The sequence below is a fragment of the Sphingomonas epibiotica genome (genome assembly GCF_039615155.1).
Lineage (GTDB): Bacteria > Pseudomonadota > Alphaproteobacteria > Sphingomonadales > Sphingomonadaceae > Sphingomonas.
Window position 1 is genome coordinate 265,582 of the sequence record NZ_JBDGHY010000004.1, and the last position, 24,716, is coordinate 290,297.

Below are 24,716 nucleotides of genomic sequence, written 5' to 3' on the forward strand. Positions count from 1 at the left end.
TTTGTTCTTTATCCTCCAACCCTTATGGATTCGTCAATCCGGGTTGGAGGGCGTGGGTGCGGTCAGTCGACCGGCAACGGCTCGACATCAACCGACACGTGCATCGTCTGCGCGCCCGACCCCAGTACGACGCCATCGATCGGCGCGATGTCGGCATAGTCGCGGCCGATCGCCATCACGACATGGTCTTCCGCCATCCAGATGCCGTTGGTCGGATCGACGCCGACCCATCCCAGATCGGGACCGGCCCAGACCAGCACCCACGCATGGGTGGCATCGGCTCCGACCAGCCGCTCCTGCCCAGGCGGCGGCAAGGTGCGTAGATAGCCCGAGCAATAGGCGGCGGGCAGTCCCGCCCCGCGCAACCCCGACAGCATGATCTGCGCGAAATCCTGACACACCCCGCCGCGCTTGGCGAAGGCTTCGGCAGGCGGGGTGTCGACCAGCGTCGCGGTCGGATCAAAGGCAAAGTCGCGCTGGATCCGCCGGGCCAGCACGATCGCGGCGTCGAGGATGCCGCGGTCGTCGGCCAGTTCCTCGGCACACCATGCCGCGATTTCGGGCACGATCGGGACGTGAGCGGAGGGGAAGAGATAGCTGACCGGGCTGGCCGGCCCGGCATCCTGCACCGCTGCCACCATCGCCCGGATATCGCCCAGCGTCGGATCGCCTGGTGACGGGAACGGGATCGGACGCTCGACCCGCACCGTCGCGCGGCTCTCGATCGTCAGCGTCTTTTCCGGCCGATCGACAACCAACCGCGTGACATTGGCCAACCCCGCCTGCGCCCGCGCCGGCGCGGTCGACCCGCCCGGCTCGACCAGCAGCGCATACTCCTCCAGTTCCTGCCCCGACCACAGGATCGGGCGCAGACGCAGGTTGCAACGCGCGAACCCGGCGGCCTCGGCATAGTCGAAGCGGGTGATGTGGCGGATGGCATAGCGCATCATGCCAGCGTCAACCCGGCTTCTCGAAGCGCCTGCGCTCCTTGCAGGAAATACCGCGTGGCGATGGCATCCGACAGCTTCTGCAACTGCTGGTTGATTTCCAGCAGCCAGCCCCGGTCGAGCCGTTCGGCCGATCCGATCGCGACCGCCGCGGTCAATCGCGCGGCGATGCGCTGCTGCGGTTCGGCGATGCCGGCATCGTTCAACACCGGCAGCTTGCAGAGATGCTGGACGATCGTTTCCACCTGAAATGCGATGCCGCGCGGGTTGCCGGGATCGAGCGCGATCAGGTCGATCACCGGCACCCGTGCGAACCCGATAAGATAGCGCTGGCGATAGCTGATCTGGCTGTCGGCAAGGTCGAGGAGCGTCGACAGGTCCTCGGCGCTCGCCCGGCGCAGATCGACCGCCAGCAAGGTACGCGTCGCCGCCATCGCGCGTTCGATCCGCCGACCCAGGTCGTGGAAGCGCCACGCATCGGTTCGCCCCATATGTTCGGCCGACAGCCCGGCTAACGCTGCATAGCGACGCTGCAACGTGCCCGCCCGGTCGAGCAACGTGCCCGCGGTCGGATGCGGCGCGTCGAGCAGCCGCACCATGTCCGCCGACAGCCGGTCGCGCGACACGCCGCCGATGCCGGTCGCCATGCGGTTGATCGCGCGCACGCTGCCCCAGCCCTCGACCGATTCCATCGCCTCCCGCCCGAAATCGACCAGATCGCGGCGACGGTGGCTGGGCGGCCGGGCGGCGGCACCGGTATCGGCGATGATCGTCACCAGCCGCTCGACCGTTTCCGGGGCCAATGCCGCGCCGGTATCGGCCGAGATCGAATGACCGAACAGCACGCGGATGACGCCCAGCAGCGCCTCGCCCCGCTCCAGATAACGCCCCAGCCAGAACATGTTGTCGGCGACGCGACTGGGCAAGGTACCCGGATTGCGACGCAGTTCGACGCTGTCGGCCGGCTGCAGCAGCGATATCGGTGCGACCGGATCGGGGCCGTGGACGATGACGTCGGCCGACCACGACCCTTCGCCCATCACCGCGGCGCGCGCGTCGGGCTGGTCGCCGATCCGGACGAACCCGCCGGGCAGCACGACCCAGCGACCGTCGGCTCCGCGCGCGGCGAAGACCCGCAGCGAGAAGGGGCGCGGCTGCAATCCCTCGCCACAGGCGGTCGGCATGGTCGAAAGTTCGGCGACCTCCTGACCCACATAATCCTGCGGCCGCAACGCCATCGCCGTCGCCAGCCGTTCGCGTGCCTCGCCGTCCAGTGCGGCACCGAGCACGGCGCCGTCCGGTAGTCCTGCGACCGGCGGTCCGGCAAAGGCGGGGCCGACCACCAGTTGCTCAAGCGAGGCCAGCACATGCGCACGGTCCGCCGCGCGACCGCACCACCATGTCCCGATCGACGGCAATGCGGGCGCCCGCCCCAGCAACCGTTCCCCCAGCGCCGGCAGGAACGCGGCGAAGGCGGGCGATTCGAGCACGCCGACCCCCGGCGCATTGGCGATGACGACATTGCCCGCCGCCATCGCATCGACCAGCCCCGGCACGCCGATCGTCGAACCGGCATCGAACGCCAGCGGGTCGATAAGACGCGGGTCGATCCGCCGCCACAGCGCGTCGATCCGCTTCAACCCGGCGATGGTGCGGACATAGAGGTGATCGTCGCGCACCGCCAGATCGGCACCCTCGACCAGCAGGAACCCCAGATAGCGCGCCAGATGCGCCTGTTCGGCATAGCTGGGATTGAGCTTGCCCGATGTCAGCAATCCGATACGCGGCTCCGACCGGCGACAGGCGGCGGCGATTCCGGCGCGCATCGCCGCGAAGAAGGGCGCGTGTCGTTCGATATTCAACCGCGACGGCAGACCGCCCAGCGTCCGCGCCATCGCCAGCCGGTTTTCGAGCGCATATCCCGCTCCCACCGGTACGCGGACATGGTCCGCCAGCACCCGCCAGCGCCCGTCCGGACCGCGACACAGGTCGGCGGCGACGAAGTGCAACTGGTGCCCGCCCGGCGGCACGACGCCGACCATCGGCCGCAGGAACAATGGCGATCCGGTGACCATCATCGCCGGCAAGGTGCCGTCCGCGACCAGCCGCTGGTCGCCATGGATGTCGGCGATCACGCTCTCGAACAGGTCGGCGCGTTCGGCCATCCCCTCGGCTATGGTACGCCATTCGTCGGCGCCGATCAGCAGCGGGACCGGCGACAGCGGCCAGCGGCGTTCCTCGCTCTCGCCCGCCGCGCGATAGGCGGTGCCGATATCGTCGGCATGGCGTTGCGCCCGTTCGCGCGCGGCAGCCAGCGTGCTGCCGGGCAGGCTGGCCAATTCCTCGAACGCGACCTCCCATGCCGCGCGGTCTCCGTCGCAGGCAGCCGACAACATGTCACCCTGCGGCGCGCGAGTCCGATACTCCGTCAGCCAGCGCTCACCCGTCGCGCCAGCATCAAACCGTCCGTTGATCGCGCGGCTGGCCATAATGCTTCCCAAAACCCCGACCATTCCCAAGCACGCGCGCCGCACAGGTGCAACCGGTTTGCGGAAATGGGTACGGATATGCAGGCGACGTTCGCAGCCGAGGCGGCCTTTCCCACGCCGGATATCCGCACGAAGGGTGAAGTGGTTTTAAGCATGATGACAAACGGCTAAACCGTTCGTGCTGAGTAGGGGGTTGAGCGAAGTCGAAGACCCGTATCGAAGCACCTGCCCCAGAAGGTCCTTCGATACGCCCTTTCGACAGGCTCAACGGCTACTCAGGACGAACGGGTCGGGCTCACCACCATCCTCCGACAGCAACGCTCAGGCAGCGGCCAGCCGCTGCTGCATCCGATGCACCTCGTTGCCGCTCTCCGCCGCCCCGGACAGCTTGAAGCGCGCCACTTCGGTCGCCAGCACCTCGGCTTCCTGCGCGAGCACGCGGGCGGCGGCGGTCGCTTCCTCGACCATCGCCGCGTTGCGCTGCGTGACATTGTCCATCTCGGACACGGCGGTATTGACCTGCTGCAGACCAGTCGACTGCTGCGCCGCCGACGTGGCGATGCCCGAGACGAGATCGCTGATCTCGCCGATACGGCCGATGATCCGTTGCAGCGCCTGTCCCGTCGCATTGACCAGTTCGACGCCGACATCGACCTGTTCGGAAGAAGCGAGGATGCGCGTCTTCACGTCCTTGGCGGCATCGGCCGAACGCTGCGCCAACGCGCGGACTTCGGAAGCGACTACGGCGAAGCCCTTGCCCGCTTCGCCCGCCCGGGCCGCCTCGACACCGGCGTTCAGCGCCAGCAGGTTCGTCTGGAACGAAATGCCGTCGATAACGCTGATGATCTCGCTGATTTCGGCCGACGAGCGCTGGATTCCGCCCATGGCGTCGACCGCGCGGCGGACGATCTTGCCCGATTCCTCCGCTTCGCCGCGGGCCTCACCGACGATGCGGTCGGCGCGCGATGCGCCCTCGGCGGTCTGGCGGACGGTGCCGACGATCTGCTCCATCGCCGCCGCCGTTTCCTCTAGGCTCGCCGCCTGCTGTTCGGTTCGCTGCGACAGGTCGTCCGACGCATGGCGGATATTGCCAGATCCGATGCGGATCTGCTCACCCGATCGGGTGACCATGCCCAGCGTCTCACACATCTGCCGGCGCATCGCTTCGAAACTGTCGGCCAGCGCCTGATATTCGCGCGGCAGCCCCTCCAGCGAAACGGTCAGGTCGCCTTGCGCCATTCGTTCGAACGCCGCCCCGCAGCGTTCGATGACGGCACGCCGCCCGGCCTGTTCCGCCTCGAAATAAGCGGCCAGTGCGATGTCCATGTCGATCAGCGACGCCTTGACCAGCGCGGTCGCCGCCCGTGCACGCGCTCGCGCCCCGAACGGCCAGCCAATCCGCCCGAGCACCAGCCGCGGCAGGACATGCTCGAGCATTCGCGCATAGCCGCTGATATACCACGTCGGGGCCAGCCCGATACGGGCATGGACCTGTCCGATATTCGATGCGGCAGCGGCATAGTCGCGGTTGATCGGCCCCGAAAACAGCTTGCGCCAGTGTTCGAGCTGCTTGTCGCGGGCATGGTCCATCCGCGCCTGCGACTGGAACATCGCGCTGATCGACGGCGTCGCCGCGATGTGCCGGTAGAGCGCGGTCAGCGCGGCGGGCGCATGGCGCTCGATCGCGCGCTTGACCCGCGGAAACGAACGATAGCTGCGATCATCATAGGCGAACGCCGCCAGTCTCTTGTCGAAGTCGATTTCGTCGGTTGCACTCACGATCGGTACCCTCCCGTACCAACGCAAGCTATCGCACGACGGTTAATGTTGCGTAGCTTTTTGGAGGCATGAGCGTCGCGTAAGTCCCGGTAAGTCGGGGGCTTGCCGCATCGGGTCAGACCGGCGTCGCGGCGCGGCGCAGCCGATCGTTAATCGCTGCACCCAGTCCCGCATCGGGGATCGGTGCGACCGCGATTCGACTCGCGGCCGACGCATCGGCGAGGTGCAACGCATCGAACAGCCGCGCCGCCGCCTCGACCGGATCGCCGCTTGCCGACAGCGTCGCATCCCCCGCGAACGGCCCGAAACCGATCCACCATTCGCCGTTGCGGCGATCGGTCGCGTGCAGCCGAACCGGCTTCGACGGGGCATAATGGCTGGCAAGTTGCCCCGGCGCCTCGATCCCCGCCCCCGCTCCGCCGACCGCGACGCCCAACAGGTCCGCCACCGCCGATCGCGTCACCGGGCCGGGGCGCAGTTCGCGGACCTGCCCGTCGAGACAGGCGATGATCGTCGATTCAATGCCGCGCGTCGTCGGTCCGGCATCGATGACCAGCGGAATGCGACCATCGAGGCTGCGCAGCACATGCTCGGCCCGTGTCGGGCTGATCGATCCGCTGGCATTGGCCGAGGGCGCGGCGAGCGGCCGTCCGGTCTTCCGAAGCAACGCCTGCACCGCGTCATGCGCCGGCACCCGGATCGCGATCGTCGGCAGCCCCGCCGTCACCAGCGCCGATATTTCCGCCGCCTCACGCATCGGCAGCACCAGGGTCAGCGGCCCCGGCCAGAATGCCTCGGCCAACCGCAGCGCATGGTCGTCGAACACTGCCAGCGCCTGTGCCGCCGCCAGCGTAGGTACATGGACGATCAGCGGGTTGAACCCCGGCCGCCCCTTCGCCGCATAAATGCCAGCGACCGCGTGCGAATCACCGGCATCGGCGGCGAGGCCATAGACCGTTTCGGTCGGCACCGCGACGCAGCCGCCATTGGCGATCACCGCCGCAGCAGCATCGATCGCCGCCATGCCGTACGGTAAGGTCTGGGTGGCGATGCGGGGGTTTGGAGCGGTCATAATTTGGGCGCTATACCGGCAAAAACACTCGATCGAGAGAGGGCAAATGGAACTGATCCCCGCCACCGCCGAACAGCGTTTCGCGCTGACCCATGCCGCCGGGATTGAGGAGCTTGCCGCCGCCGAACGCTTCACCGACGCGACGCCCGACATGCTCGATGCGATCCTGACCGGGATCGGCGAGTTCGCCGCCGGCGAATGGCGGCCGCTCGACCGGATCGGCGACACGGTCGGCGCGCGCTGGACGTCCGAGGGCGTGGTGATGCCCGAAGGCTTTCGCGCCGCCTATCAGGCCTATGTCGCGGGCGGCTGGGGCACGATCGGGTCGCCCGCCGATTTCGGGGGACAGGCGATGCCGTTCGCCGTCGCCACTGCGGTGCTCGAGACGCTGGGAACTGCCAATCTGGGCTTCGCGCTCGCCCCCACGCTGACGGTCGGCGCGATCGAGGCACTGACCCATCATGGCAGCGCCGAGCAACAGGCGCGCTATCTGCCCAAACTGGCGACCGGCGAATGGACCGGCACGATGAACCTGACCGAGCCGCAGGCCGGATCGGACGTCGGCGCGCTGACCACGCGGGCGGAGCCGGTCGGCGACGGCAAATGGCGCATTCGCGGGACCAAAATCTATATCTCGTTCGGCGATCACGACATGGCGGACAATATCGTCCACCTGGTCCTCGCCCGCACGCCCGGCGCCCCGGCGGGGACCAAGGGGATTTCGCTGTTCCTCGTCCCCAAATTCCGGCTCGACGCCGATGGCAATCCGGGGAAGCCGAACGACATCCGCGTCGTGTCGATCGAACACAAAATGGGTCTGCACGCCTCGCCCACCTGCGTGCTGTCGTTCGGCGACAATGGCGACTGTTTCGGCGAACTGATCGGCGCGGAGGGCGCGGGGATGCGCGCGATGTTCACGATGATGAACAATGCCCGCCTCAACGTCGGGCTGCAGGGCGTGCAGGTGGCGGAAGCGGCGACGCAGCGTGCCGTCGCCTATGCCCGCGAACGCGTCCAGTCGCCGCGCGCCTCGGCCGGTGGTGCGCCGGTCGCGATCATCGAGCATCCCGATGTCCGCCGGATGCTGCTGCGGATGACCGCGCAGACCATGGCCGGGCGGGCTTTGGTCTATTACGCAGCGGGTCAGGTCGATCGCGCGACGCTGGGGATCGAAGGGGCGAAGGCGCGGCTTGATCTGGTGACGCCGCTCGCCAAGGCGCATGGCACCGATATCGGCTGCGAGGTCGCGAGCCTTGGGGTGCAGGTCCATGGCGGCATGGGCTATGTCGAGGAAACCGGCGCGGCGCAGCATTATCGCGACGTCCGCATTACCCCGATCTATGAGGGCACCAACGGTATCCAGGCCGCCGATCTGGTCGGGCGCAAGCTGTCGGGCGATGGCGGGGCGGCGATCGACGCGCTGTTCGCCGACATGCGCGGCGAGGTCGAACACGCCGCGCTCGGCGATCTGCTCGGCGATACGCAGGCGGTGGCGCGCTGGATGCTGGAGGCGAGCGTCGACGATCGGCTGGCGGGCAGCTATTCGTTCCTGACGATGCTGTCGACCTGCGTCTGCGGCTGGCTGCTCGAGCGGCAGGGGCGTGCGCTGGCCGGGGTCGACGACGCGAACTTCGTGGCGCGCAAGCGGGCGGCGGTGACGTTCTATCTCGACCGGATCGTGCCCGAGGCGCGTGGCCTCGGCATGGCGGCGATGGCGGGTGCCGGCGGATTATACGGCCTCCGCGCGGAACAGTTCGCCGCAAGCTAACCGTGCCAGTCGATCCAGTTGCCATAGGCGTGGCAGGTCGCCAGATGGCGGACATCGCCGTCGGGATAGGTGGTGAGCGTCAGATGGACCGCATCACGCGCGTCGGTCCATTCGAAGCCGATCCGTGCCAGGGGATAATTCGCCGCCACCATGGCGTCCGTCACCTGCGCCCTGGTCGCGGCGCTGCAATATTGCAGCGCCATGGTGTGGATGACGACGCGGCAGATGCCGTCGGCGGGCGGGTGCGCGAGTTCGGCGGGTAGCCAGCGGGCGATGTCATCGCACGCGATCGACGGCGGCACTTCGTCGGCGACCGCCAGCGCATGGCGCAGACGTTCGGCGCGTTCGGGTTCGTCAGCCCAGACATAGGCCATCAGCCGTTCGCGCGCTTGGCGATCGGCAGCGGCGAGCGGGCGCAGGTCGACGCCGCGCGTCGCCACGATCTCGACCGGTCGCGCGAGCGGGGCCTGCCCGCGCCACTCGGGCGTGATCCGTACCGGCGAATCGCGACGCCCGACCCGAACCCCGCCCAGATCATAGGCATACTGCGCAAGGTTCAGGTTCAGCCCGGCGCTCGCGCCCAGTTCAAGCAGTTCGAAGGGCAGGTCGTGGATTCCGCGCAACGTCATCAACGCAGCCATGATCGCCGCCGCCCGCCCGACCTCGTTGGTCTGGGGCGGCAGCCGCATCCAGTCGGCGATAAAGCCGTCCGCCGCCGCCATGGCGTTGCCGATCACCGCATCGAAATCGCCGGCCCGCATGGCGTAGAGCGTGCTGAGCGCCGCATCATCGCCGCGCCGGGCCAGCGCATGAAGCGCGGCGTTGAACCGCATCGCCAGCGCATCGGCGGCGGCATCGCCCGGCCAGTCGGCGATCAGCGCTGCGGTACGCGGCGCGCGGGCGAGTTGACGCTCCCCCGCCCCCAATACTGCCGCGACGAACGCCGAGCCCAGGTCGCGCGCGACCAGTGCATATTGCCCCAATGGACCCGGCATGACGTCAGAACGCGTCCCAGTCGTCGCTCGCATTGACCGCGCGCCGTGGCGCGGGCTCGGGCGGCGCGACCCAGCGGCGCTGCTGCTTGCGCGGCGTGAACTTCGTTACGTTCGCCGCGGTACCGCCATCGATCGCAAAGGTCGCAACCGATCCGGCGAGCGCTTCTGCCTCCGACACCAGCTGGCGCGCGGCCGCGGAGGTCTGTTCGACCATCGCCGCATTCTGCTGCGTCATCGCGTCCATCTCGGCGATGGCGACGTTGATCTGGCCGAGGCTGGTCGCCTGATGCTCCGACTGACGGGCGATGGCGTCGATCGACCCGCTGACCGACGTGACCCGCTCGATGATCCGTCCCAGCGCCTGCCCGGTCTGCCCGACCAGCTGCACGCCGGACTGGACATGGGTCGACGCCGACTGGACCTTGTTCTTCACCTCGGTCGCGGCATCGGCCGAACGCTGCGCCAGCGCGCGGACTTCGGACGCGACCACGGCGAAGCCCTTGCCCGCCTCGCCCGCGCGCGCCGCCTCGACCCCGGCGTTCAGCGCCAGCAAATTGGTCTGGAACGCAATGCCGTCGATCAGGGTGATGATCTCGGCGATCTCGTTGCTGGCGCGTTCGATGCCGTGCATCGCCTCGATCGCCTGCCGCACGATCGCGTCGCCGCGCTCCGCCTCGGTCCGGGTATCGGCCATCGCGCTGCTGGCGCCGGTCGCCGCCCCCGCCCCGTCGCGGATCGATTTGGTCACTTCGTCCAGCGCCGACGACGATTGCTGCAACGCCGCCGCCTCGCGCTCGGTCCGTTCGGCCAGATCCATGGCGGCTTGCGAGATTTCGTCGGAATTATGCTTGATGCTCTGCACCGTGCCGCGCACTTCGCCCAATACCCGGTTCAGGCTGGACGTGGCGTTGTTGAAATCGTCGGACAGCGCACGGAACGCGTCGGGGACGTCGGCGACGCGCGCGGTCAGATCGGCCTGCGACAGGCTGCGCAGGCCGCCCCCGATCGCGGTCATCGCCGCCAGCCGATCGCGATCGTCCGCCACCTTCGCCGCCGCCGTGTCACGGAAGACCAGCACCGCGCGCGCCATATCGCCCAGTTCGTCGCTGCGCCCCGCCGCGTCGACCGCGATGTCATGCCGCCCGGCCGCCAGATCGGCCATCGCCTGCGTCAGCGTCGTGATCGGCCGCGCAATCTGTCGGCTGAGCATGACCGACAGCGCAATGGCGAGCCCGATCAGCGCGACTCCGCCGATCGCCAGCGCGATCAGCGCGGTGGTGATCGCACCTGCCTGCGCCGCCGAATTCGCCTCCATTTCCTCGGTTTCGGTCGCGCGCAACGCGCGCAGCGGCAATGCCACCTTGCTGACCAGCACCTTCTGCCCAGCGCCGCGTACTTCCTCTTGCGCCGCGTCGCGATCACCGGCCTTCACCTTCGCGATTAGCCTGTCACCCCAGTTGCGCCGCCATGCCAGCGTTTCGCGACGCGCTTCCTCCAGCTGATCCTTTTCTGACTGGACGGTCAGCATCGTCGCCAGCGCGGCAGCCGTCTCGTCGAACTCCTGCCGGCCTTCGTCATAGGATTTCAGATAGGTCGGATCGCCGGTGACCAGGAACCCGCGAAACTGGCTGTTCTGCCGAAGAATCGACGTTTCGAGCGTCAATGCCTTCGCATAGACGTCCTGACTGTGATTATTCCGTTCGGTCGACCGCGCGATCATCATGATGCTGGCAAAGAACACCAGCATCACCACCGCCGCCGAAGCGATGACGGCAAGGAACGACAGCCCAAGCTTGCGAGGAATTTTCATGGGTTCGGTTCGTCCGTAACAGGCGTGGATGACATCATCAGAACCGCGACCGCAGCGTGATGCCGTAGGTCCGTGGTTCGGCGAGGTAGGAGGCGGTCATCGCGTTACCGACGCCGAAGGCCGGCGCGCCGAAGCGGGTTACCTGCGACACGCTGCCCGCACCCTGGAACGGCAAGGCAAAGGCGACCTGCTGATAGTCGGTGTCGAGGATGTTCTGGCCCCAGAACTCGATCGCCCAGCGCTGTTCGGGACCGCGCAGACCGATACGCGCGTTCATCAGAAAGAAGCCGTCGAGCCGCTTTTCGGCGAACAGGTCCGATCCGGTATTATAGTCGCTGGTAAGGCGGCTATCGACATAGAAGAGTGCGCTGAGGTTGCGCCCGACCGGCGGGGTCCACACCGCCGAATTGGTGATGGTGTGGCGTGGCGCGTTCGACATCTGGTTGCCGGGCAACAGGAACAGCGCGGCGTTCAGCGGCTCGCCCGCCTCGCTGCCGACCAGATTGTCGCGATATTGGGTGTGAGCATAGGTATAGCCGATATTGAACGCGACGTCGCGTGCCGGATAGGCGCCGGCTTCGAACTCGAAACCCTGCGTTACCACGCCCGCGCCGACCTTGCCCGAACACGCGCCGGTCGCCGAGTTGTTGTCGCCATCGGCACCGGCCAGCGACTGATCGCACGAACTGATGTTCTGGACGATGAAGTTGGTGCCGTTGAAGGTGTTCAGCTGAAAATTGCGGAACGCCGATCGAAACGCGGCGAGGTTCGCGGTGAACTTTGCCGAGCTGTATTTGACACCGATTTCCAGCGCCTGCACCGTTTCCGGGTCGAAGCGCAGGTTGCGCGCCGATGCCGTCGTCGGCGTGGTGAACACGGTCGCAGACAGGTCGGAACGGTCGAGATTATAGCCGCCCGCCTTGTACCCGCGCGCATAGGACGCATAGAGAAGCGTGCTCGGCACCGGCTTCCACGACAGCACGGTCGTGCCGGTCACCTGTCCTTCGCTCAGCTTGTCGCGGATCGGCACGCCGGTCAGGGCCGCGGTCGAATTGCCCGTGCAGGTCAGGGTGACGATGCCCGCCGCGAGCGATCGCAGCGTCGCGTTGCTGCTGCCGAGCAGCGGCGCCATCGCCGCCTGTTGGCTGGGACATACGGTGTTGTTGTTGACGAAGCTGGCGTTCAGCGACTTCTGTTCATGCGTATAGCGCAGGCCGCCGGTGAGGCTGAGCGTATCGGTCACTTTGAAGATATTATGGGTGAAGAATGCATAGTTGCTGCTGGTCTGGTCATAGACGTCGCGTACGCTGCCGAGATCGTTCAGCGTGCTCAGCCGGTCGATCGCCCCGATGATCTGCGGACCGACCGCCGCGGTCAGCGCGGCGCGGCCGGCAGTGCTCAGACAGCCGCTCGCCGCCGGATTGCGCAGCGCCGCCAGCGGGTTGATCGTCGTCACGACACGGCACGCCGCGAAGGCACCATATTGGGAACCGAAGCGGAGATTATCGGCGACCTGCAGATTCTCGTGGGCGTAATAGCCGCCGACCATCCAGTCGAGACGATTGTTGAACAGCCCGCCGCTCAGCCGCGTTTCCTGCGTAAAGGTGTGGAATTCGCGATAGGCGTTTCCGTCGTCGGGGCGATAGGCGATGTCGACATTGCCGTAATCGACATCGGCCGCGCCGCCCGCCTTATATTCGCGGTACGCGCTGATCGAGATGAGCTGGAGGTTGGAGAAGGTCCAGCCGATCCGTGCCGAGGCACCATAATCGGTGGTGACGTTCGCGTACGCCCGCCCGGGCGTGTTGGCGATCCGGCGGTTATACGGATCGCCCGCGCTTGGCAGCACCCCGCCCAGGCTCTGGAGGATCGATACGATCCGGTTCTGCGCCGATGGCGTATAGTCGCCTGGAACTCCGGGCGTCGGATCGATCTTCTCCTGCGTATCGATGTAGACGGCGCCGCAGCATTTTTCGTCGCGATGCGTATAGTCGCCGATCAGCCGGATCGAGAAATTGTCGATCGGTTTGAAGAATAGCTGCCCGCGGACGAACGTGCGGTTGCGGTCGTTGTAATCGGTGTTGTTGACGACATCGCGGTAGAAGCCGTCGCGCTTGCCGACGACGCCGTCGACGCGGAACGCCAGCTTGTCGGCGACGATCGGTCCGGTCAGCGCACCGGCAAGGCGCACCGCGTTGAAATTGCCGTAACTTGCCTCGCCATAACCGCCGAATTCGAACGAGGGATATTTGGTGTAGATGCTGATCGCGCCCGCCGACGAATTGCGGCCCGACAACGTGCCCTGCGGCCCGCGCAGCACTTCGATCCGCTCGACCTCGCCCAGATCGTTGAGGCCCGAGCCGGTGCGGCTGCGATAGACGCCGTCGATGAACACCGCGACCGAGCTTTCGAGGCCGGGATTGTCGCCGACCGTCCCGATGCCGCGCAGGCGTGCCGCCGCATTGGCTTCGGATCCGGTCGAGGACACGATCAGCGACGGCGACAATTGCGCCATCTGGCGAATGTCGGTCGCGCCCGAATTCTGGAGTGCGGCGGTGCTGTAGGCGCTGACGGCGATCGGCACGTTCGACAGTCGCTGCGAACGTCGAGTCGCAGTGACGACGATGTCGGAGGTGTTGGCAGATTCCTGCTCGCCGGGTTTTGCCTCCGGCTTGTCGCCCTTGGTCGTTACGACGCCGCGTAATCCCTGCGCTGCCGCCGGTCCCGCCACCACCACAGCGGCGGTCGCCGCAAGCAATACTCCCAGCTTCCGCATAAACGCTCCCCCACCCGGCAATTCTGCCCGCAGGGAAGTCATTAGACCGGTAGCGGATACTAGATAGTTAACGCGAAAGACGCCAAACGACCGTTCCCAAGACAGGGACGGATCGGAACGGTCGGGACGTGTATTGACCGATCACTGTTCTGCGTCGCTTCTTTGCAAACGCAAATCCGCCCGGCAACGCATGGCTGCCGGGCTGACGATCGGTTCCGCGTCGTTCAGACTCGCAGCGGACCGTTGGCGGCGGGCGGTTCGAACTGCGGTACCCCGTCGGCATCGTAGCGCACCGGCTGCACCCGCGTATGGCGATTGGGATCGAACAGCGGGTCGCCGGTGATCTGCTCATAGTCGCGGGCATGGAAGACCAGCATGTCGCGACCACGTTCGTCGACGGTGAAGCTGTTGTGGCCAGGGCCGAATATCTTGCGGGCTGGATCGGTCTTCATCACCGGCTGCGGCGACTTGGTCCATGCCGCCGGGTCCATGATGTCGGCATCGTCGCGCGCGGTCAGCATGCCCAGACAATAGCGCGCGTCGGTGGCACTCGCCGAATAGGTCAGGAACAGCCGCCCGTTGCGCGCGAGCAGCGCCGGAGCCTCGGCAACCTTATAGCCGCGGATCTCCCACGGCAGCGTCGGCACGGTCAACCGCGCGGGCTTCGCGGCCAGCGTCAGCGGCGTCGCGAGCGGGGCGAGATACAGGTTCGAATTGGTATCGATCCCCGGCTCGCGCTGCGCCCAAGCCAGATAGCGGGTGCCGCGATGCACGAAGCTGGTCGAATCCAGGTTGAAGCTGTCCCACGGCGTTTCGAGCTGCCCCAACACCGCCCAGTTGCCGGTCATCGGATCGGGACCGTCGCACACCACCGCATAGGTGCGGATGCGGAACACGTCCTCGCCGCCGCCGCTGGGGCCGGCGGCGAAATACATGATCCACTTGCCATCGATCTGGTGCAGTTCGGGCGCCCAAAGGAAACCCGATCGCGGGCCCGACGCCTCGTGCCGCCACAGGACCTTTTCCTGCGCGTTCGTCAGCCCGCCGATCGTCTTCGACCGGCGCAGCACCAGCCGGTCATATTCAGGTACCGACCCGGTCAAATAGTACCAGCCATCGGTGTGGCGAAACACCTGCGCATCGGCGCGGTTCTTGACCAGCGGGTTGACGATGCCGGTCGTGCCCCCGCGACGTCGCTGCGCCCAGGCGGGCAGCGTGCTCGCGGCACCGGCGGCGGCCACCCCGCCCAGAAACAGGCGGCGGGACAGGGCGTCGTTCATCGGCATTCTCTCCTTCACTGTGCGCTCGGCCAGCCATCGCCACCCCATGTCAGGGTCGCGATCCGCAGGGTCGGCGCACCGGCATTTTCCTTGTCGTAAGCGTGATAGACGATGCGGTCGATCCCGTCCTGCCCACGGTAATGACCGGCATGGCCGGGTCCGCGATACCGGCCCTTTTCCTCCAGATCGGCGCGCAGCAGCACGGTGCCGCCGCCGGACAGCATCGAACTGCCGTCCTTGCCGAGATAGGGGCCGGCGATCGTCTTCGACCGGCCAATCACGGTGTAATAGGTGCTGTTCACGCCCTTGCAGCAATAGTCGTAGCTGGCGATCAGCCAGTAATATCCGCCGCGTTCGAAGATATAGGGCGCTTCGATGATCGACGGCGCGCCAGCGGGCACTGGGCGGCTGGCGAGGGCCAATGGCCTCGCGTTGGGGTTCAGCGGCTTGCCGGTCTGCGAGTTCAGCTCGACCAGCTTCAACCCGCTCCAGAAACTGCCGAACGACAGCCAGTGGCGGCCGGACCTGTCGACGACGAATGCCGGGTCGATCGCATTATACGCATCGTCCGGCATCGATCGCAGCACCATGCCCTCGTCGCGCCAGCCATAGCCGGGTGCCTGCGGGTCCAGTGTCGCGTTGGTGGCGAGGCCGACCGCCGAACGGTTCGATCCGAAGGTCGAGACCGAATAATAAAGGCGATAGCGGCCGTTCACGAACGATATGTCGGGCGCCCATAGATTGCGCGCGCCCGGAATCGCTCGAACCGCCCAGTCTGGCAGTTTGGCGAAGGGCGGTGTGCCTGGCTCCCAATGGACCAGATCGCGCGAGGTGCGCTCGGCGATCAGCCCCTGCCCGTCGCGACCGATGCCGGTCGAAAAGACATGCCACGTCCGCCCCTGCCGGATCAGCACCGGGTCATGGACCGGGCGGATATCGCTTTCGGGAGCCGCGGTCTGCGCGACCGCTGCCCCGGCGAGCAACAGCGCGGCGAGCGACAACAGCGACCGTGCGACGCCCATATTACTGCGCCACCGGCCAGCCATCGGCATCCCACATCCGATGGTCGTGGTTCTGCGCTCCTGTCGTTCGCGACCGGGCTTGGTGCGTCTGCTTGGAGGTACCAGGCTCGCATTCGTCCCTTTGGCTGGACTCACGGCAGCAACGGCCGAGCGATAGCGCATGCCGACACTGGTATTCCTGCCGCGATAACCACGGTATCCTCCCCGATCCGGCTCTAACCTTATACTCAGACAATTACGGCAGTATTCTCGGAACGCAATAGGTTCGACCCGAAATTTTTGCAGGATGTTGGTTGGCCTTAGTGAGCAGCGAGCATCCAGTTCTGCTCCCGTGTAAGCGATTGCTTCGGCGAACACCCGCGATGCCACGATCGGCTAATGCAAAGCCGACCGCCGTACCAATCGCCATGATAGCGATACCATCGAGTACGCTGCGGCGTTGCAGGTTGACCAATACGATAAAGTCAGACAATTTGAAGCCGAAGAGGATTAAAACAGAAACGTCAGGCAGGACCATCGATGTCGAACCACGTCACGTCTCCGCCCCCGCGCTGTGCCGGAACCGTCCGGGCCATGACGGTCAGTCGACGCAGCCTGCTGATCGGTGCCAGCCTGTTGCCGTTCGGCGCATCGGCGCTGACCGCGACTCCGGCAATTCGTCGAGCGGAACCGGTTCCGGCGCGATTCGTGACGTTGCAGCCCTCGCCCTTCGCCGATGCGTTCGCCGCGAACCGTCGCTACCTGCTCGACCTCGATCCCGAACGGTTGCTGCACAATTTCTACATCTCGGCCGGGCTGCCCGCGCCCAAGCCGGTCTATGGCGGCTGGGAAGCGCAGGGGATTGCCGGCCACAGCCTTGGCCATTGGTTGTCGGCCTGCGCGCTGACCGTCGCCAATAGCGGCGATGCGGCGATAGCGGCGCGGCTCGACCATGCGCTGAAGGAAATGGCGCGGATACAGGCGGCGCATGGCGACGGCTATGTCGGTGGCACCACCGTCGAACGCGATGGGAAGACCGTCGACGGCAAGATCGTGTTCGAGGAACTGCGCCGTGGCGATATCCGCAGCGGCGGGTTCGACCTCAACGGCGGCTGGGTACCGCTCTATACCTGGCACAAGGTCCATGCCGGGTTGATCGACGCGCATCTGCTGGCCGGCAACAAGCGGGCAATGCCGGTGCTGCTCGGCATGGCCGGCTATCTGGCCGGCGTACTCGAACCACTGTCCGACGAACAGATGCAGCGTATCCTTGCCGCCGAACATGGCGGGCTGAACGAAAGCTATGCCGATACCTATGCGCTGACCGGCGATGCCCGCTGGCTGCGCATGGCGGAGAAGATCCGGCACAAGGCGGTGCTCGATCCGCTGACCGCGCAGCAGGACAGGCTCGCCGGGCTGCACGCCAATACCCAGATTCCGAAGGTCATCGGCCTTGCCCGACTGTATGAACTGACCGGCGCACCGGCGCATGCGACCGCCGCGCGCTTTTTTCATCAGCGAGTGACCGGGCATCACAGCTATGTGATCGGCGGCAATTCGGAACGCGAACATTTCGGCCAGCCCGACCAGCTGTCGAAGCGGCTGGGCGAGGCGACGTGCGAGGCGTGCAACAGCTACAATATGCTGAAGCTGACCCGGCACCTTTATGGCTGGCAGCCCGAGGCGCGCTGGTTCGATTATTATGAGCGCGTGCAGATCAACCATATGCTTGCGCATCAGCGGCCGGTGGACGGGCGCTTCGTCTACTTCATGCCGCTGGCGGCGGGGGCGCGGCGGACCTATTCCAGCCCCGATGACAGTTTTTGGTGCTGTGTCGGGTCGGGCATGGAAAGCCACGCCAAGCACGCCGATTCGATCTGGTGGCAGGACGCCGACACGCTGTACCTGAACCTGTTCGTACCCTCGAAGCTCGATTGGAACGAGCGCGGCATGGCGGTCGATCTGGATACCGCCATGCCGCTGAAGGGCGATGCAACGCTGACAGTGCGGCGCGCACCGCGCGGGCGTCAGGCGATCGCGATCCGCCTGCCCGGTTGGGCGAAAGACCCGGTGGTGGCGCTCAACGGACAGGCGATCGCGCCGACGCTGCGAAACGGCTATGCGGTCATCGATCGCCGGTGGCGCGCGGGCGATAGGGTGGCGCTGACGCTGCCGATGACGCTGGCCGCCGAACCGACGCCCGACGATCCGACGATCGTCGCCTTCACCTATGGGCCGCTGGTGCTGGCCGCGGATATGGGCCGCGAGGCACAGCCGTTCGACAGCACCGGCCCGGCACTGGTCAGCGACGGCTCGATCGCCGCCAGCCTGACGCCCGCCGGCGACAATCGCTTCACCGCGACCGGCGCGCTGGGCGAGGCGCTGACGTTCCGGCCCTTCTATTCGCAATGGGACCGGCGAACGGCGGTATATCTGCCGACCTTCACCAGCGATCGCTGGGCGACGGCGCGCGGCGACTATGTACAGGCGCAGGCGGAAGCGCGCGCACTCGGCCGGCGCACCGTCGACACGCTGTACATGGGTGAGATGCAGCCCGAGCGCGACCATCAGGTGGCACCGGGCGGCAGCGAGGTCGTCAACTGGTCGGGTCGCTCGGCACGGCGGATCAAGCCGGGTCAGACGCTGACCATGACGCTCGCACGGCGGCCGGGACCGGCGGTGCTGCGGCTGCTGATCTGGGGCCGCGACGTCGATCGCGCGGTCGATATCGCGATCGACGGTGCGCCGCTCGCGACCGCCACCCACAAGGGGCCGGCGTCCGATCGGTTCGTGGCGCTCGACTATCCGATCCCGTCGGCGGGCGCGCAGCGGCGGCCGGACGCGAAGGTCGATCTGACCGCGAAGAAGGGCGATGCAGTCATTTATGAAGTACGGATGCTGACCGCCGAGGATGCCGCGCCGGTGACGGCAGTTTAGGACATTGCCGAAACCGGCGGCTCGAGCGTCCCGGCCCAGCCGATCAGCAGCACGATCAGCACGCCAGCGGCGAACTCGACCGACAGGCTGATCCTGAGCGCGCGCAGGTCGCCGTTGGCGGTCAGGCGCGGCGTCAGGACGAAGCGGTTGGCGGCGGCCAGCGCGAGCATCAGCGCGAACAGCGCCAGCTTGGCGAGCAGCAACTGTCCGTACAGGCAGGTGCCGAGCCGCGTAATGCCGTCGATGCCGACCAGCATCGCGGCGTTGACGATGCCGGTCAGCACGATCGCGGCGACGATCGCCATGCCCATGCCGGCAAAGCCGGCCAGCGCCCCGGCGGCCTGCGGCGATCGCCGAACCGCAAGGGTGACGAACACCGCCAGCGCGCCGATCCACGCCCCCGCCGCCAGCAGATGGACGATGTCGGCGATCAGGTGCAACCGGCCGGCGATCCCCTCTTCCATCGCACCATGGCCGTTCCACGCCAGCGTCGCACTGGCCACCGCCGCGAGCATTGCGACGGGTGTGAAGCGAGGCTGTGGCACGAGCAATGCGACCAGCATCGCAAGCAACGCGGCGCTGCGAACGAGGAAGGCGATACCGGGCGGCGTGTCGCGCACCAGCATCAGCAGCAGGTCGAGGTCGACCGATGCGACCCCTGCCCCGGTCATCGCCGCCGCCAGCAGGGCGAAGGCGACGCCCGACAGCAGCAGCGCGGCCACGGTCGCAATGACCAACGCCCGGCGCGCGACCAGCTGCCGGCGCGCGAACCATGCCAGCCCGAACGTCGCCGGCAACACCGCCAGCAACAGGCCGCGCACGACGATGAGCGGCCCGTCGCCCAACGTCAGCCGACCGTGATGGTGTAGCTGCCGGTCACCCGGTGGGTGTCGGACGACACGACGTGCCAGTCGACGCGGTAGCTGCCGCGCGGCAGCGGGCGAGCCAAAGTCAGCACCAGCGAGCTGCCGTCATCGCCGACCTTCGCGGCGGCGGGAATGCGGTGCGGGCCCATGCCCGGCATCGGCAACATCGTCAGTTCCGCACCCGACAGCGGCGCGACCAGTTTTTCGGAAAAGGTCAGCGTCAGCGTCTTGGGCGCGACCGCGACCTTCGCTTCGGCGGCCGGGGTCGCCGATACGAGCTTGGGATGGGCCAGCACCGGGGTGGCGAGCAGGGCGGCAACAGCGAAACCGGTCAGGACGTGACGCATGGACGGGAACCTCCGAAATGGGGACGGCGAGACACCGTCTGCTTGTCTGTACGCAGGCGGGGCGACCGCCCCTCACCCGATCGTTCGGCCGCGCGAACCGACTGTCCGGACGCAAGCAATGCAATCAGTAACCGGCGCTGCGATCGACCAGCCCCGGGGGTACGCTGCCGGCGCGATGGGCGAGGATCGCCGCCGCCACCGCGCGCGCGCCGCCATCGATATCGGTCTCGGCGGCGACGTGCGGGGTCAGCACGACCCGTGGGTGACGCCATAGCGGATGATCCGGCGGCAACGGTTCGGGATCGGTGACGTCGAGCATCGCCGCCGCGACCTGGCCTGTCTCGAGCGCGGCGAGCAGCGCGACCTGGTCGAGATGCCCGCCCCGCCCCATGTTCACGACTGCTGCGCCGCGCGGCAAAAGGGCAAAGGTCGCGGCATTCAGGATATGGCGCGTCTCCGGGGTCAGCGGCAGGGCGCAGATCAATATGTCGCTGATCGCCAGCACATTGGGCAGCGCGTCGGCGCCATGGCGGCAATCGATGCCGGGCAGGTCGCGCGGGCGCCGGCTCCAGCCGGTTACCGGAAAACCGAGCGCCGCGATCTGCGTCGCGATCGCTCCGCCCATCGCGCCGAGGCCGAGGACGGTCACGCGCCGCGCCCCCTTTGCAGTGACCGGCTGCGGCGCCCACTGCCCCGTGCGCTGTGCCGCCAGATAGCGGGGCAGGTCGCGGTGCAGCGCCAGCACCGCCAGCGTCGCGTAATCGGCCATTTCGACGATCAGTCCGGGCTCGACCGTGCGGACCAGCGCGACATGGTCGGGAAGGGCATCGGCACGCAACTGGTCGACGCCCGCTCCGACCGAGAACACCATCGCCAGGTTCGGCAGCGTGGCGAACAGGTCATCGGGTGGCGCCCACGCCGCGACATGTGTGATCGTCGCCGGATCCCCCATGTCGGGCCATAGCCGTACCGTCAGCCCGGGCACCAGCCGGGGGAGCAGCGTCTGCCACCGCTCCCCGCGCGCCGGCGTTCCCAGGTGGAGCAGGACGGGGTTCATCGTCCGTCCGCTCAATAGGAGTAGCCGACCCGGACCATGAACTGGCGCGGTGCGCCGGGCAGCGTCCACAGCCGCGAATAGGAGCTGGGGAAATAATGCTCGTCGAACAGGTTCGTCACCTCGCCCGACACGCGCAGCCGTTCGTTCGGTTCGTACGACGCCATGACGCGGGTCAGCGTATATCCCGGCAGATAGTAGAATTCGCCGTTCGCGAAGCGGAAGCCCGTCTCGCCCAGCCGCTTGCCGACATAGTTGACGCCCGCACCCAGCGTCAGGCGGCTGCTGCCGATATCGAAATCCTTGAACAGCAGCGCGCTGCCGCTGTTCTTGGGGATGTTGAGCAACGGATCACCCTCGCGCAGACCGAAGCCGAAATTGGGGTCGAGCGCGTTCGCGGCGACTTCCGCGTCGATATAGGCGTAGTTCAGCTGCACGCGGAAACCGGCCGGCAGGTTGCCCGACAGTTCTGCCTCCACGCCCTTGCTGCGCGCCTTGCCGACCGCCAGCGAGAAGTTGGCGTTGACCGGGTCGGCGGTCAGCACGTTGTTCTTGGTCGTCTTGAAGAAAGCGAGCGTACCGGTCAGCCGCTTGCGCAGCAGCGACACCTTGGCCCCCGCCTCGTACGAAACGGTGCGTTCGGGTTCGAAGGCGTTGTTGTTCGCATCGGTCCCGTTGTTCGGGCGGAAGCCGCGCCCGTAATTGGCGTAGATCGAGACGTTATCACCGAACACATAGGTCGCGCCGACCGACGGGCTGAACGCGGTCTTTTCCTGCATCGTGCGACGCGCGGCGACGCGGTCGTCGACAATCTGTTCGAAATTGTCGAAGCGGCCGCCGAACCGGACCTTCAGCGCATCGGTCACATCGACCTGATCCTGCAGATAGGTACCCCAGCTGTTCTGCCGTTCCAGATAGCTCTGGAACCGGCCGGGGGCGGGCAGCTTGCCATAGACTGGATCGAAAATGTCGATACGATTGCCAAGCGTCAGATTGCCGGCGGTCTGCGACGCCACCACCGGCGGGCGATAGCGGTTCTGGACGACGTCGAGCTGATAATCGTCCCAGTCGGCACCGACGATCATGTGATGCTGCAGCGGGCCGGTTGCGAATTGACCGCTCAATTCACCGCGGAAGGTCAAGTCGGTGGTCGAATAATCGCGTTCGCGGCGCTGGCGCGACAGGGTGGTGCCGTCGGTGTAGATCCGCTGGCGTCCTGCGGCGAGTTCGGCCTCGGTCGAAATGCCCTTGAAGAAGGTATCGCGATAGCCGACGCCGAGCACCAGCGACCAGTCGGGACTGAAGTCATGCTGCAACTGCGCCTGATGGCCCATGGCGCGGACATGGACGGGGCCATCGCCGGGTTCGCCGAAGAAGCGTTCGCGCGGTACCAGCTTCAGATTGCCGGTCGGCGCGACGATACCACGGTCGAACACGACCTTCTGGTCGATATATTCGAATTCATAGCTGAGCTGGCTGTCCTGTCCGAGCTTGGCGAGGATCGACGGGGTGACCGTCACCTTCTCGCTCGACAGGAAATCGCGGAAGCTGTCGGCGGACTCGGCGGCACCGGTCACGCGCACCGCGACCCGGTCCGACAACGGCACGTTGAAATCGCCTTCGCTACGGAAATTATTGTAGCTGCCCGCTGACAGGATCACGCCGCCATGCAGGTCGAAGCCCGGCTTCTTGGTGATGATGTTGACCGTGCATCCCGGTTCGCCGCGCCCGAACAGCGAGGAGTTCGGACCCTTCAGCACCTGCACCTGCTGCACGTTCGACGTGTCGCGCGCGCCGCCATAGCCGCGGGCGGCGTTGAACCCGTTGACCAGATAGTTGCTGCCGGCACCTTCGTCGCCGCTGAACCCGCGACAGGCGAACACATCGAACAGGCCGCCGAAATTATTCTGCCGGGCGATGCCGGTCGCGAAGTCGAGCGCGTTGTCGAGCCGGGTGATCCCGGCATCCTTCAACGTTTCCATCGACAGAACCTGAATGCTCTGCGGCACCTCGATCGTCGGTACGTTGGCGACATATTGCTGGCGTACGCCTTGCACGACGATCTCGTCCTGCTGCGGCTCTCCCTCCCCTTCGGGTGCGGCGGTCGCAGCGGCTGCGGCGACCGCAACCTCCTGTGCCGATGCGGCAGCAGGTGCCAAAAGCGCCAGATTGGCGGCGCCGAAGAAAAGCAGATGTCGGTTGCGCATTTGAACCCCCAAGCGTGAAACGGCTATCGCGTCGTCCTCGACCTGGCAGCGTCCCGATCTTCGTTCCGGTGCCTGTGGACCGGCGGATCGATGTAGCGCCACCTCTGCGGCACCTGCATCATGATGGGGAGCTTCAAGCATTTTGTTGCGAAGCTATGACAGCTTCGGAACGAAATGCGGGTTTAGGCGTGACGCGCCCATGCATTCATGCCGTCAGGCCACGGGAAGCTGCATCCGTGCCAGTTCGGCGAACCATGCGATGCCAATCGGCGTCACCGCGTCGTTGAAGTCATAGGCCGGGTGGTGAAGCGCGGCGACATGCGATTCGTCGCGCTGCCCCATCCACAGATAGGCGCCGGGCCGAGCCTGCAACATGAAAGCGAAGTCTTCGGAGGTGAAGGCCGGTGCCGGGGCTTCGGCCGCGAAGCCGCATACCGCCTGCGCCGCTGCCAGCGCGATCGCCGCGCTTTCCGCGTCGTTCACGGTCGCCGGATAATAACGGACATAGTCGACCGCGATCTGCGTCTCGCTCGATCGCGCGACGCCTTCGCACATCTGGCGCAGCGATTCCTCTATCCGGTCCTGTACGGCCGGTGAAAAGGTGCGGACGGTGCCGGTCAGCGTCACCGACGCCGGAATGACATTGTGTGAATCGCCGCCATGGACCTTCGTCACCGACAGGACCGCGCTCTCGGTCGGGGGCAGGCGGCGGGCGACGATCGTATGAAGCTGCTGGACCAGCGTCGCGGCGGCGAGGATACCGTCGGGCGTCTGGTGCGGCATCGCGGCATGGCCACCCTTGCCGGTGATCGTGATCTCGAACCGGTCGGCGGCGGCCATGATCGGCCCCGGCCGGGTCCGGGCACTGCCCAACGGCAGGTCGGGCCAGTTGTGCAGCGCGAACACCCGGTCGCACGGGAAGCGATCGAACAGGCCATCGCGCACCATCGCGTCGGCGCCGCCCTGCCCTTCCTCGGCCGGCTGGAAGATGAAATGGATCGTGCCGGAAAAGTCGCGCGTCTTCGCCAGATGCCGCGCGGCGCCGATCAGTGTCGCGCTATGCCCGTCATGGCCGCAGCCATGGAACACGCCCGGCGTCTTGCTGGCATAGGGAAGCCCGGTCTGCTCGGCGAAAGGCAGCGCATCCATGTCGGCGCGAAAGCCGATCGCGCCGTTGCCGGGACCGTTGCGCAGCGTGCCGACCACCCCGGTGCCGCCGATCCCGGTCGCCACCTCCAGCCCGGCGGCGCGCAGCGCCTTGGCGATGATCGCGGCAGTACGATGTTCCGCGAAACCCAGTTCGGGATGCGCATGCAAATCGCGGCGCAGCGCGGCGAGGTCGGCAAGGTCCTGGTCATCGATACGCATCGTGGGGCGCCTTTCGCGAG

At 66.8% G+C, this 24,716-nt stretch carries 16 protein-coding genes and 1 pseudogene; 2 read left to right on the forward strand and 15 right to left on the reverse strand.

The genetic code is table 11. From position 1 onward, the window contains the following. Window positions 1–62: 62 nt before the first annotated feature. From AAIO73_RS09950 to AAIO73_RS09965, 4 genes are all read right to left on the reverse strand, one after another. A complete protein-coding gene (locus AAIO73_RS09950) occupies window positions 63–947 on the reverse strand; it encodes a transglutaminase family protein (protein WP_345878045.1) in 885 nt (294 codons plus the stop codon). Further along, entirely contained in the window at window positions 947–3,436 is a 2,490-nt protein-coding gene (locus tag AAIO73_RS09955; RefSeq protein ID WP_345877737.1) for a circularly permuted type 2 ATP-grasp protein, read from the reverse strand. The genes AAIO73_RS09950 and AAIO73_RS09955 overlap by 1 nt, the downstream gene beginning before the upstream one ends. A gap of 321 nt (window positions 3,437–3,757) precedes the next feature. After that, window positions 3,758–5,215 carry a methyl-accepting chemotaxis protein gene (locus tag AAIO73_RS09960; RefSeq protein WP_345877739.1) on the reverse strand — a complete coding sequence of 486 codons (1,458 nt, stop codon included), beginning with the start codon at window positions 5,213–5,215 and terminating at the stop codon, window positions 3,758–3,760. 115 nt (window positions 5,216–5,330) lie between these two features. Further along, on the reverse strand, window positions 5,331–6,287 hold the full coding sequence (locus AAIO73_RS09965; RefSeq protein WP_345877740.1) for an L-threonylcarbamoyladenylate synthase: 957 nt from the start codon (window positions 6,285–6,287) through the stop codon (window positions 5,331–5,333). Between the two features lie 46 nt (window positions 6,288–6,333). On the opposite strand from AAIO73_RS09965, the gene AAIO73_RS09970 reads away from it, so the two are divergent. Further along, window positions 6,334–8,055, forward strand: coding sequence for an acyl-CoA dehydrogenase family protein (locus AAIO73_RS09970; RefSeq protein WP_345877741.1), 1,722 nt, complete (start codon window positions 6,334–6,336; stop codon window positions 8,053–8,055). Here the strand turns inward: AAIO73_RS09970 and AAIO73_RS09975 are convergent. The 6 genes and pseudogenes from AAIO73_RS09975 to AAIO73_RS10000 all read right to left on the reverse strand — a co-directional run bounded on the left by AAIO73_RS09975 (window position 8,052) and on the right by AAIO73_RS10000 (window position 16,455). Then, on the reverse strand, window positions 8,052–9,050 hold the full coding sequence (locus AAIO73_RS09975) for a DUF2332 domain-containing protein (RefSeq protein WP_345877743.1): 999 nt from the start codon (window positions 9,048–9,050) through the stop codon (window positions 8,052–8,054). The two genes, AAIO73_RS09970 and AAIO73_RS09975, sit on opposite strands and share 4 nt — an antisense overlap. 4 nt (window positions 9,051–9,054) lie before the next feature. Continuing rightward, window positions 9,055–10,860, reverse strand: coding sequence for a methyl-accepting chemotaxis protein (locus AAIO73_RS09980; protein ID WP_345877744.1), 1,806 nt, complete (start codon window positions 10,858–10,860; stop codon window positions 9,055–9,057). A 37-nt stretch (window positions 10,861–10,897) separates the two neighbouring features. Further along, on the reverse strand, window positions 10,898–13,636 hold the full coding sequence (locus tag AAIO73_RS09985) for a TonB-dependent receptor (RefSeq protein WP_345877745.1): 2,739 nt from the start codon (window positions 13,634–13,636) through the stop codon (window positions 10,898–10,900). A 233-nt stretch (window positions 13,637–13,869) separates the two neighbouring features. Then, window positions 13,870–14,916 (reverse strand): annotated as a pseudogene (locus AAIO73_RS09990) (glycoside hydrolase family 43 protein); the annotation flags it as partial. A 14-nt stretch (window positions 14,917–14,930) separates the two neighbouring features. Further along, window positions 14,931–15,968 (reverse strand): arabinan endo-1,5-alpha-L-arabinosidase, encoded by a 1,038-nt coding sequence (locus AAIO73_RS09995; RefSeq protein WP_345877747.1) that lies wholly within the window; start codon window positions 15,966–15,968, stop codon window positions 14,931–14,933. Window positions 15,969–16,173: 205 nt separating this feature from the next. Next, the gene (locus tag AAIO73_RS10000) at window positions 16,174–16,455 is read right to left on the reverse strand and encodes a hypothetical protein (RefSeq protein WP_345877748.1); all 282 of its coding nucleotides are present in this window, start codon (window positions 16,453–16,455) and stop codon (window positions 16,174–16,176) included. 56 nt (window positions 16,456–16,511) lie between these two features. On the opposite strand from AAIO73_RS10000, the gene AAIO73_RS10005 reads away from it, so the two are divergent. Next, a complete protein-coding gene (locus AAIO73_RS10005) occupies window positions 16,512–18,854 on the forward strand; it encodes a beta-L-arabinofuranosidase domain-containing protein (RefSeq protein WP_345877751.1) in 2,343 nt (780 codons plus the stop codon). On the opposite strand, the gene copD is transcribed toward AAIO73_RS10005, so the two are convergent. The 5 genes from copD to AAIO73_RS10030 form a co-directional block, all read right to left on the reverse strand. Next, complete coding sequence (copD, locus tag AAIO73_RS10010; RefSeq protein WP_345877752.1) at window positions 18,851–19,699, reverse strand: copper homeostasis membrane protein CopD; 849 nt, start codon at window positions 19,697–19,699, stop codon at window positions 18,851–18,853. The two genes, AAIO73_RS10005 and copD, sit on opposite strands and share 4 nt — an antisense overlap. A 2-nt stretch (window positions 19,700–19,701) precedes the next feature. After that, window positions 19,702–20,067, reverse strand: coding sequence for a copper homeostasis periplasmic binding protein CopC (gene copC, locus AAIO73_RS10015; RefSeq protein WP_345877754.1), 366 nt, complete (start codon window positions 20,065–20,067; stop codon window positions 19,702–19,704). A 124-nt stretch (window positions 20,068–20,191) separates the two neighbouring features. Then, window positions 20,192–21,124, reverse strand: a complete 933-nt coding sequence (locus AAIO73_RS10020; protein ID WP_345877755.1) for a 2-hydroxyacid dehydrogenase — start codon at window positions 21,122–21,124, stop codon at window positions 20,192–20,194. Between the two features lie 11 nt (window positions 21,125–21,135). Beyond that, on the reverse strand, window positions 21,136–23,328 hold the full coding sequence (locus AAIO73_RS10025; RefSeq protein WP_345877757.1) for a TonB-dependent siderophore receptor: 2,193 nt from the start codon (window positions 23,326–23,328) through the stop codon (window positions 21,136–21,138). 213 nt (window positions 23,329–23,541) lie between these two features. After that, window positions 23,542–24,696, reverse strand: a complete 1,155-nt coding sequence (locus AAIO73_RS10030) for a M20 aminoacylase family protein (protein ID WP_345877759.1) — start codon at window positions 24,694–24,696, stop codon at window positions 23,542–23,544. Window positions 24,697–24,716 lie beyond the last annotated feature (20 nt).

What these genes read in the sequence shown, in the direction of transcription:
- AAIO73_RS09950 (WP_345878045.1), bottom strand. Translation starts at nt 947, where the DNA reads ATGCGCTATGCCATCCGCCACATCACCCGCTTCGACTATGCCGAGGCC.
- AAIO73_RS09955 (WP_345877737.1), bottom strand. Translation starts at nt 3,436, where the DNA reads ATGGCCAGCCGCGCGATCAACGGACGGTTTGATGCTGGCGCGACGGGT.
- AAIO73_RS09965 (WP_345877740.1), bottom strand. Translation starts at nt 6,287, where the DNA reads ATGACCGCTCCAAACCCCCGCATCGCCACCCAGACCTTACCGTACGGC.
- AAIO73_RS09970 (WP_345877741.1), top strand. Translation starts at nt 6,334, where the DNA reads ATGGAACTGATCCCCGCCACCGCCGAACAGCGTTTCGCGCTGACCCAT.
- AAIO73_RS09975 (WP_345877743.1), bottom strand. Translation starts at nt 9,050, where the DNA reads ATGCCGGGTCCATTGGGGCAATATGCACTGGTCGCGCGCGACCTGGGC.
- AAIO73_RS09980 (WP_345877744.1), bottom strand. Translation starts at nt 10,860, where the DNA reads ATGAAAATTCCTCGCAAGCTTGGGCTGTCGTTCCTTGCCGTCATCGCT.
- AAIO73_RS09985 (WP_345877745.1), bottom strand. Translation starts at nt 13,636, where the DNA reads ATGCGGAAGCTGGGAGTATTGCTTGCGGCGACCGCCGCTGTGGTGGTG.
- AAIO73_RS09995 (WP_345877747.1), bottom strand. Translation starts at nt 15,968, where the DNA reads ATGCCGATGGCTGGCCGGTGGCGCAGTAATATGGGCGTCGCACGGTCG.
- AAIO73_RS10000 (WP_345877748.1), bottom strand. Translation starts at nt 16,455, where the DNA reads ATGGTCCTGCCTGACGTTTCTGTTTTAATCCTCTTCGGCTTCAAATTG.
- AAIO73_RS10005 (WP_345877751.1), top strand. Translation starts at nt 16,512, where the DNA reads ATGACGGTCAGTCGACGCAGCCTGCTGATCGGTGCCAGCCTGTTGCCG.
- copC (WP_345877754.1), bottom strand. Translation starts at nt 20,067, where the DNA reads ATGCGTCACGTCCTGACCGGTTTCGCTGTTGCCGCCCTGCTCGCCACC.
- AAIO73_RS10020 (WP_345877755.1), bottom strand. Translation starts at nt 21,124, where the DNA reads ATGAACCCCGTCCTGCTCCACCTGGGAACGCCGGCGCGCGGGGAGCGG.
- AAIO73_RS10025 (WP_345877757.1), bottom strand. Translation starts at nt 23,328, where the DNA reads ATGCGCAACCGACATCTGCTTTTCTTCGGCGCCGCCAATCTGGCGCTT.
- AAIO73_RS10030 (WP_345877759.1), bottom strand. Translation starts at nt 24,696, where the DNA reads ATGCGTATCGATGACCAGGACCTTGCCGACCTCGCCGCGCTGCGCCGC.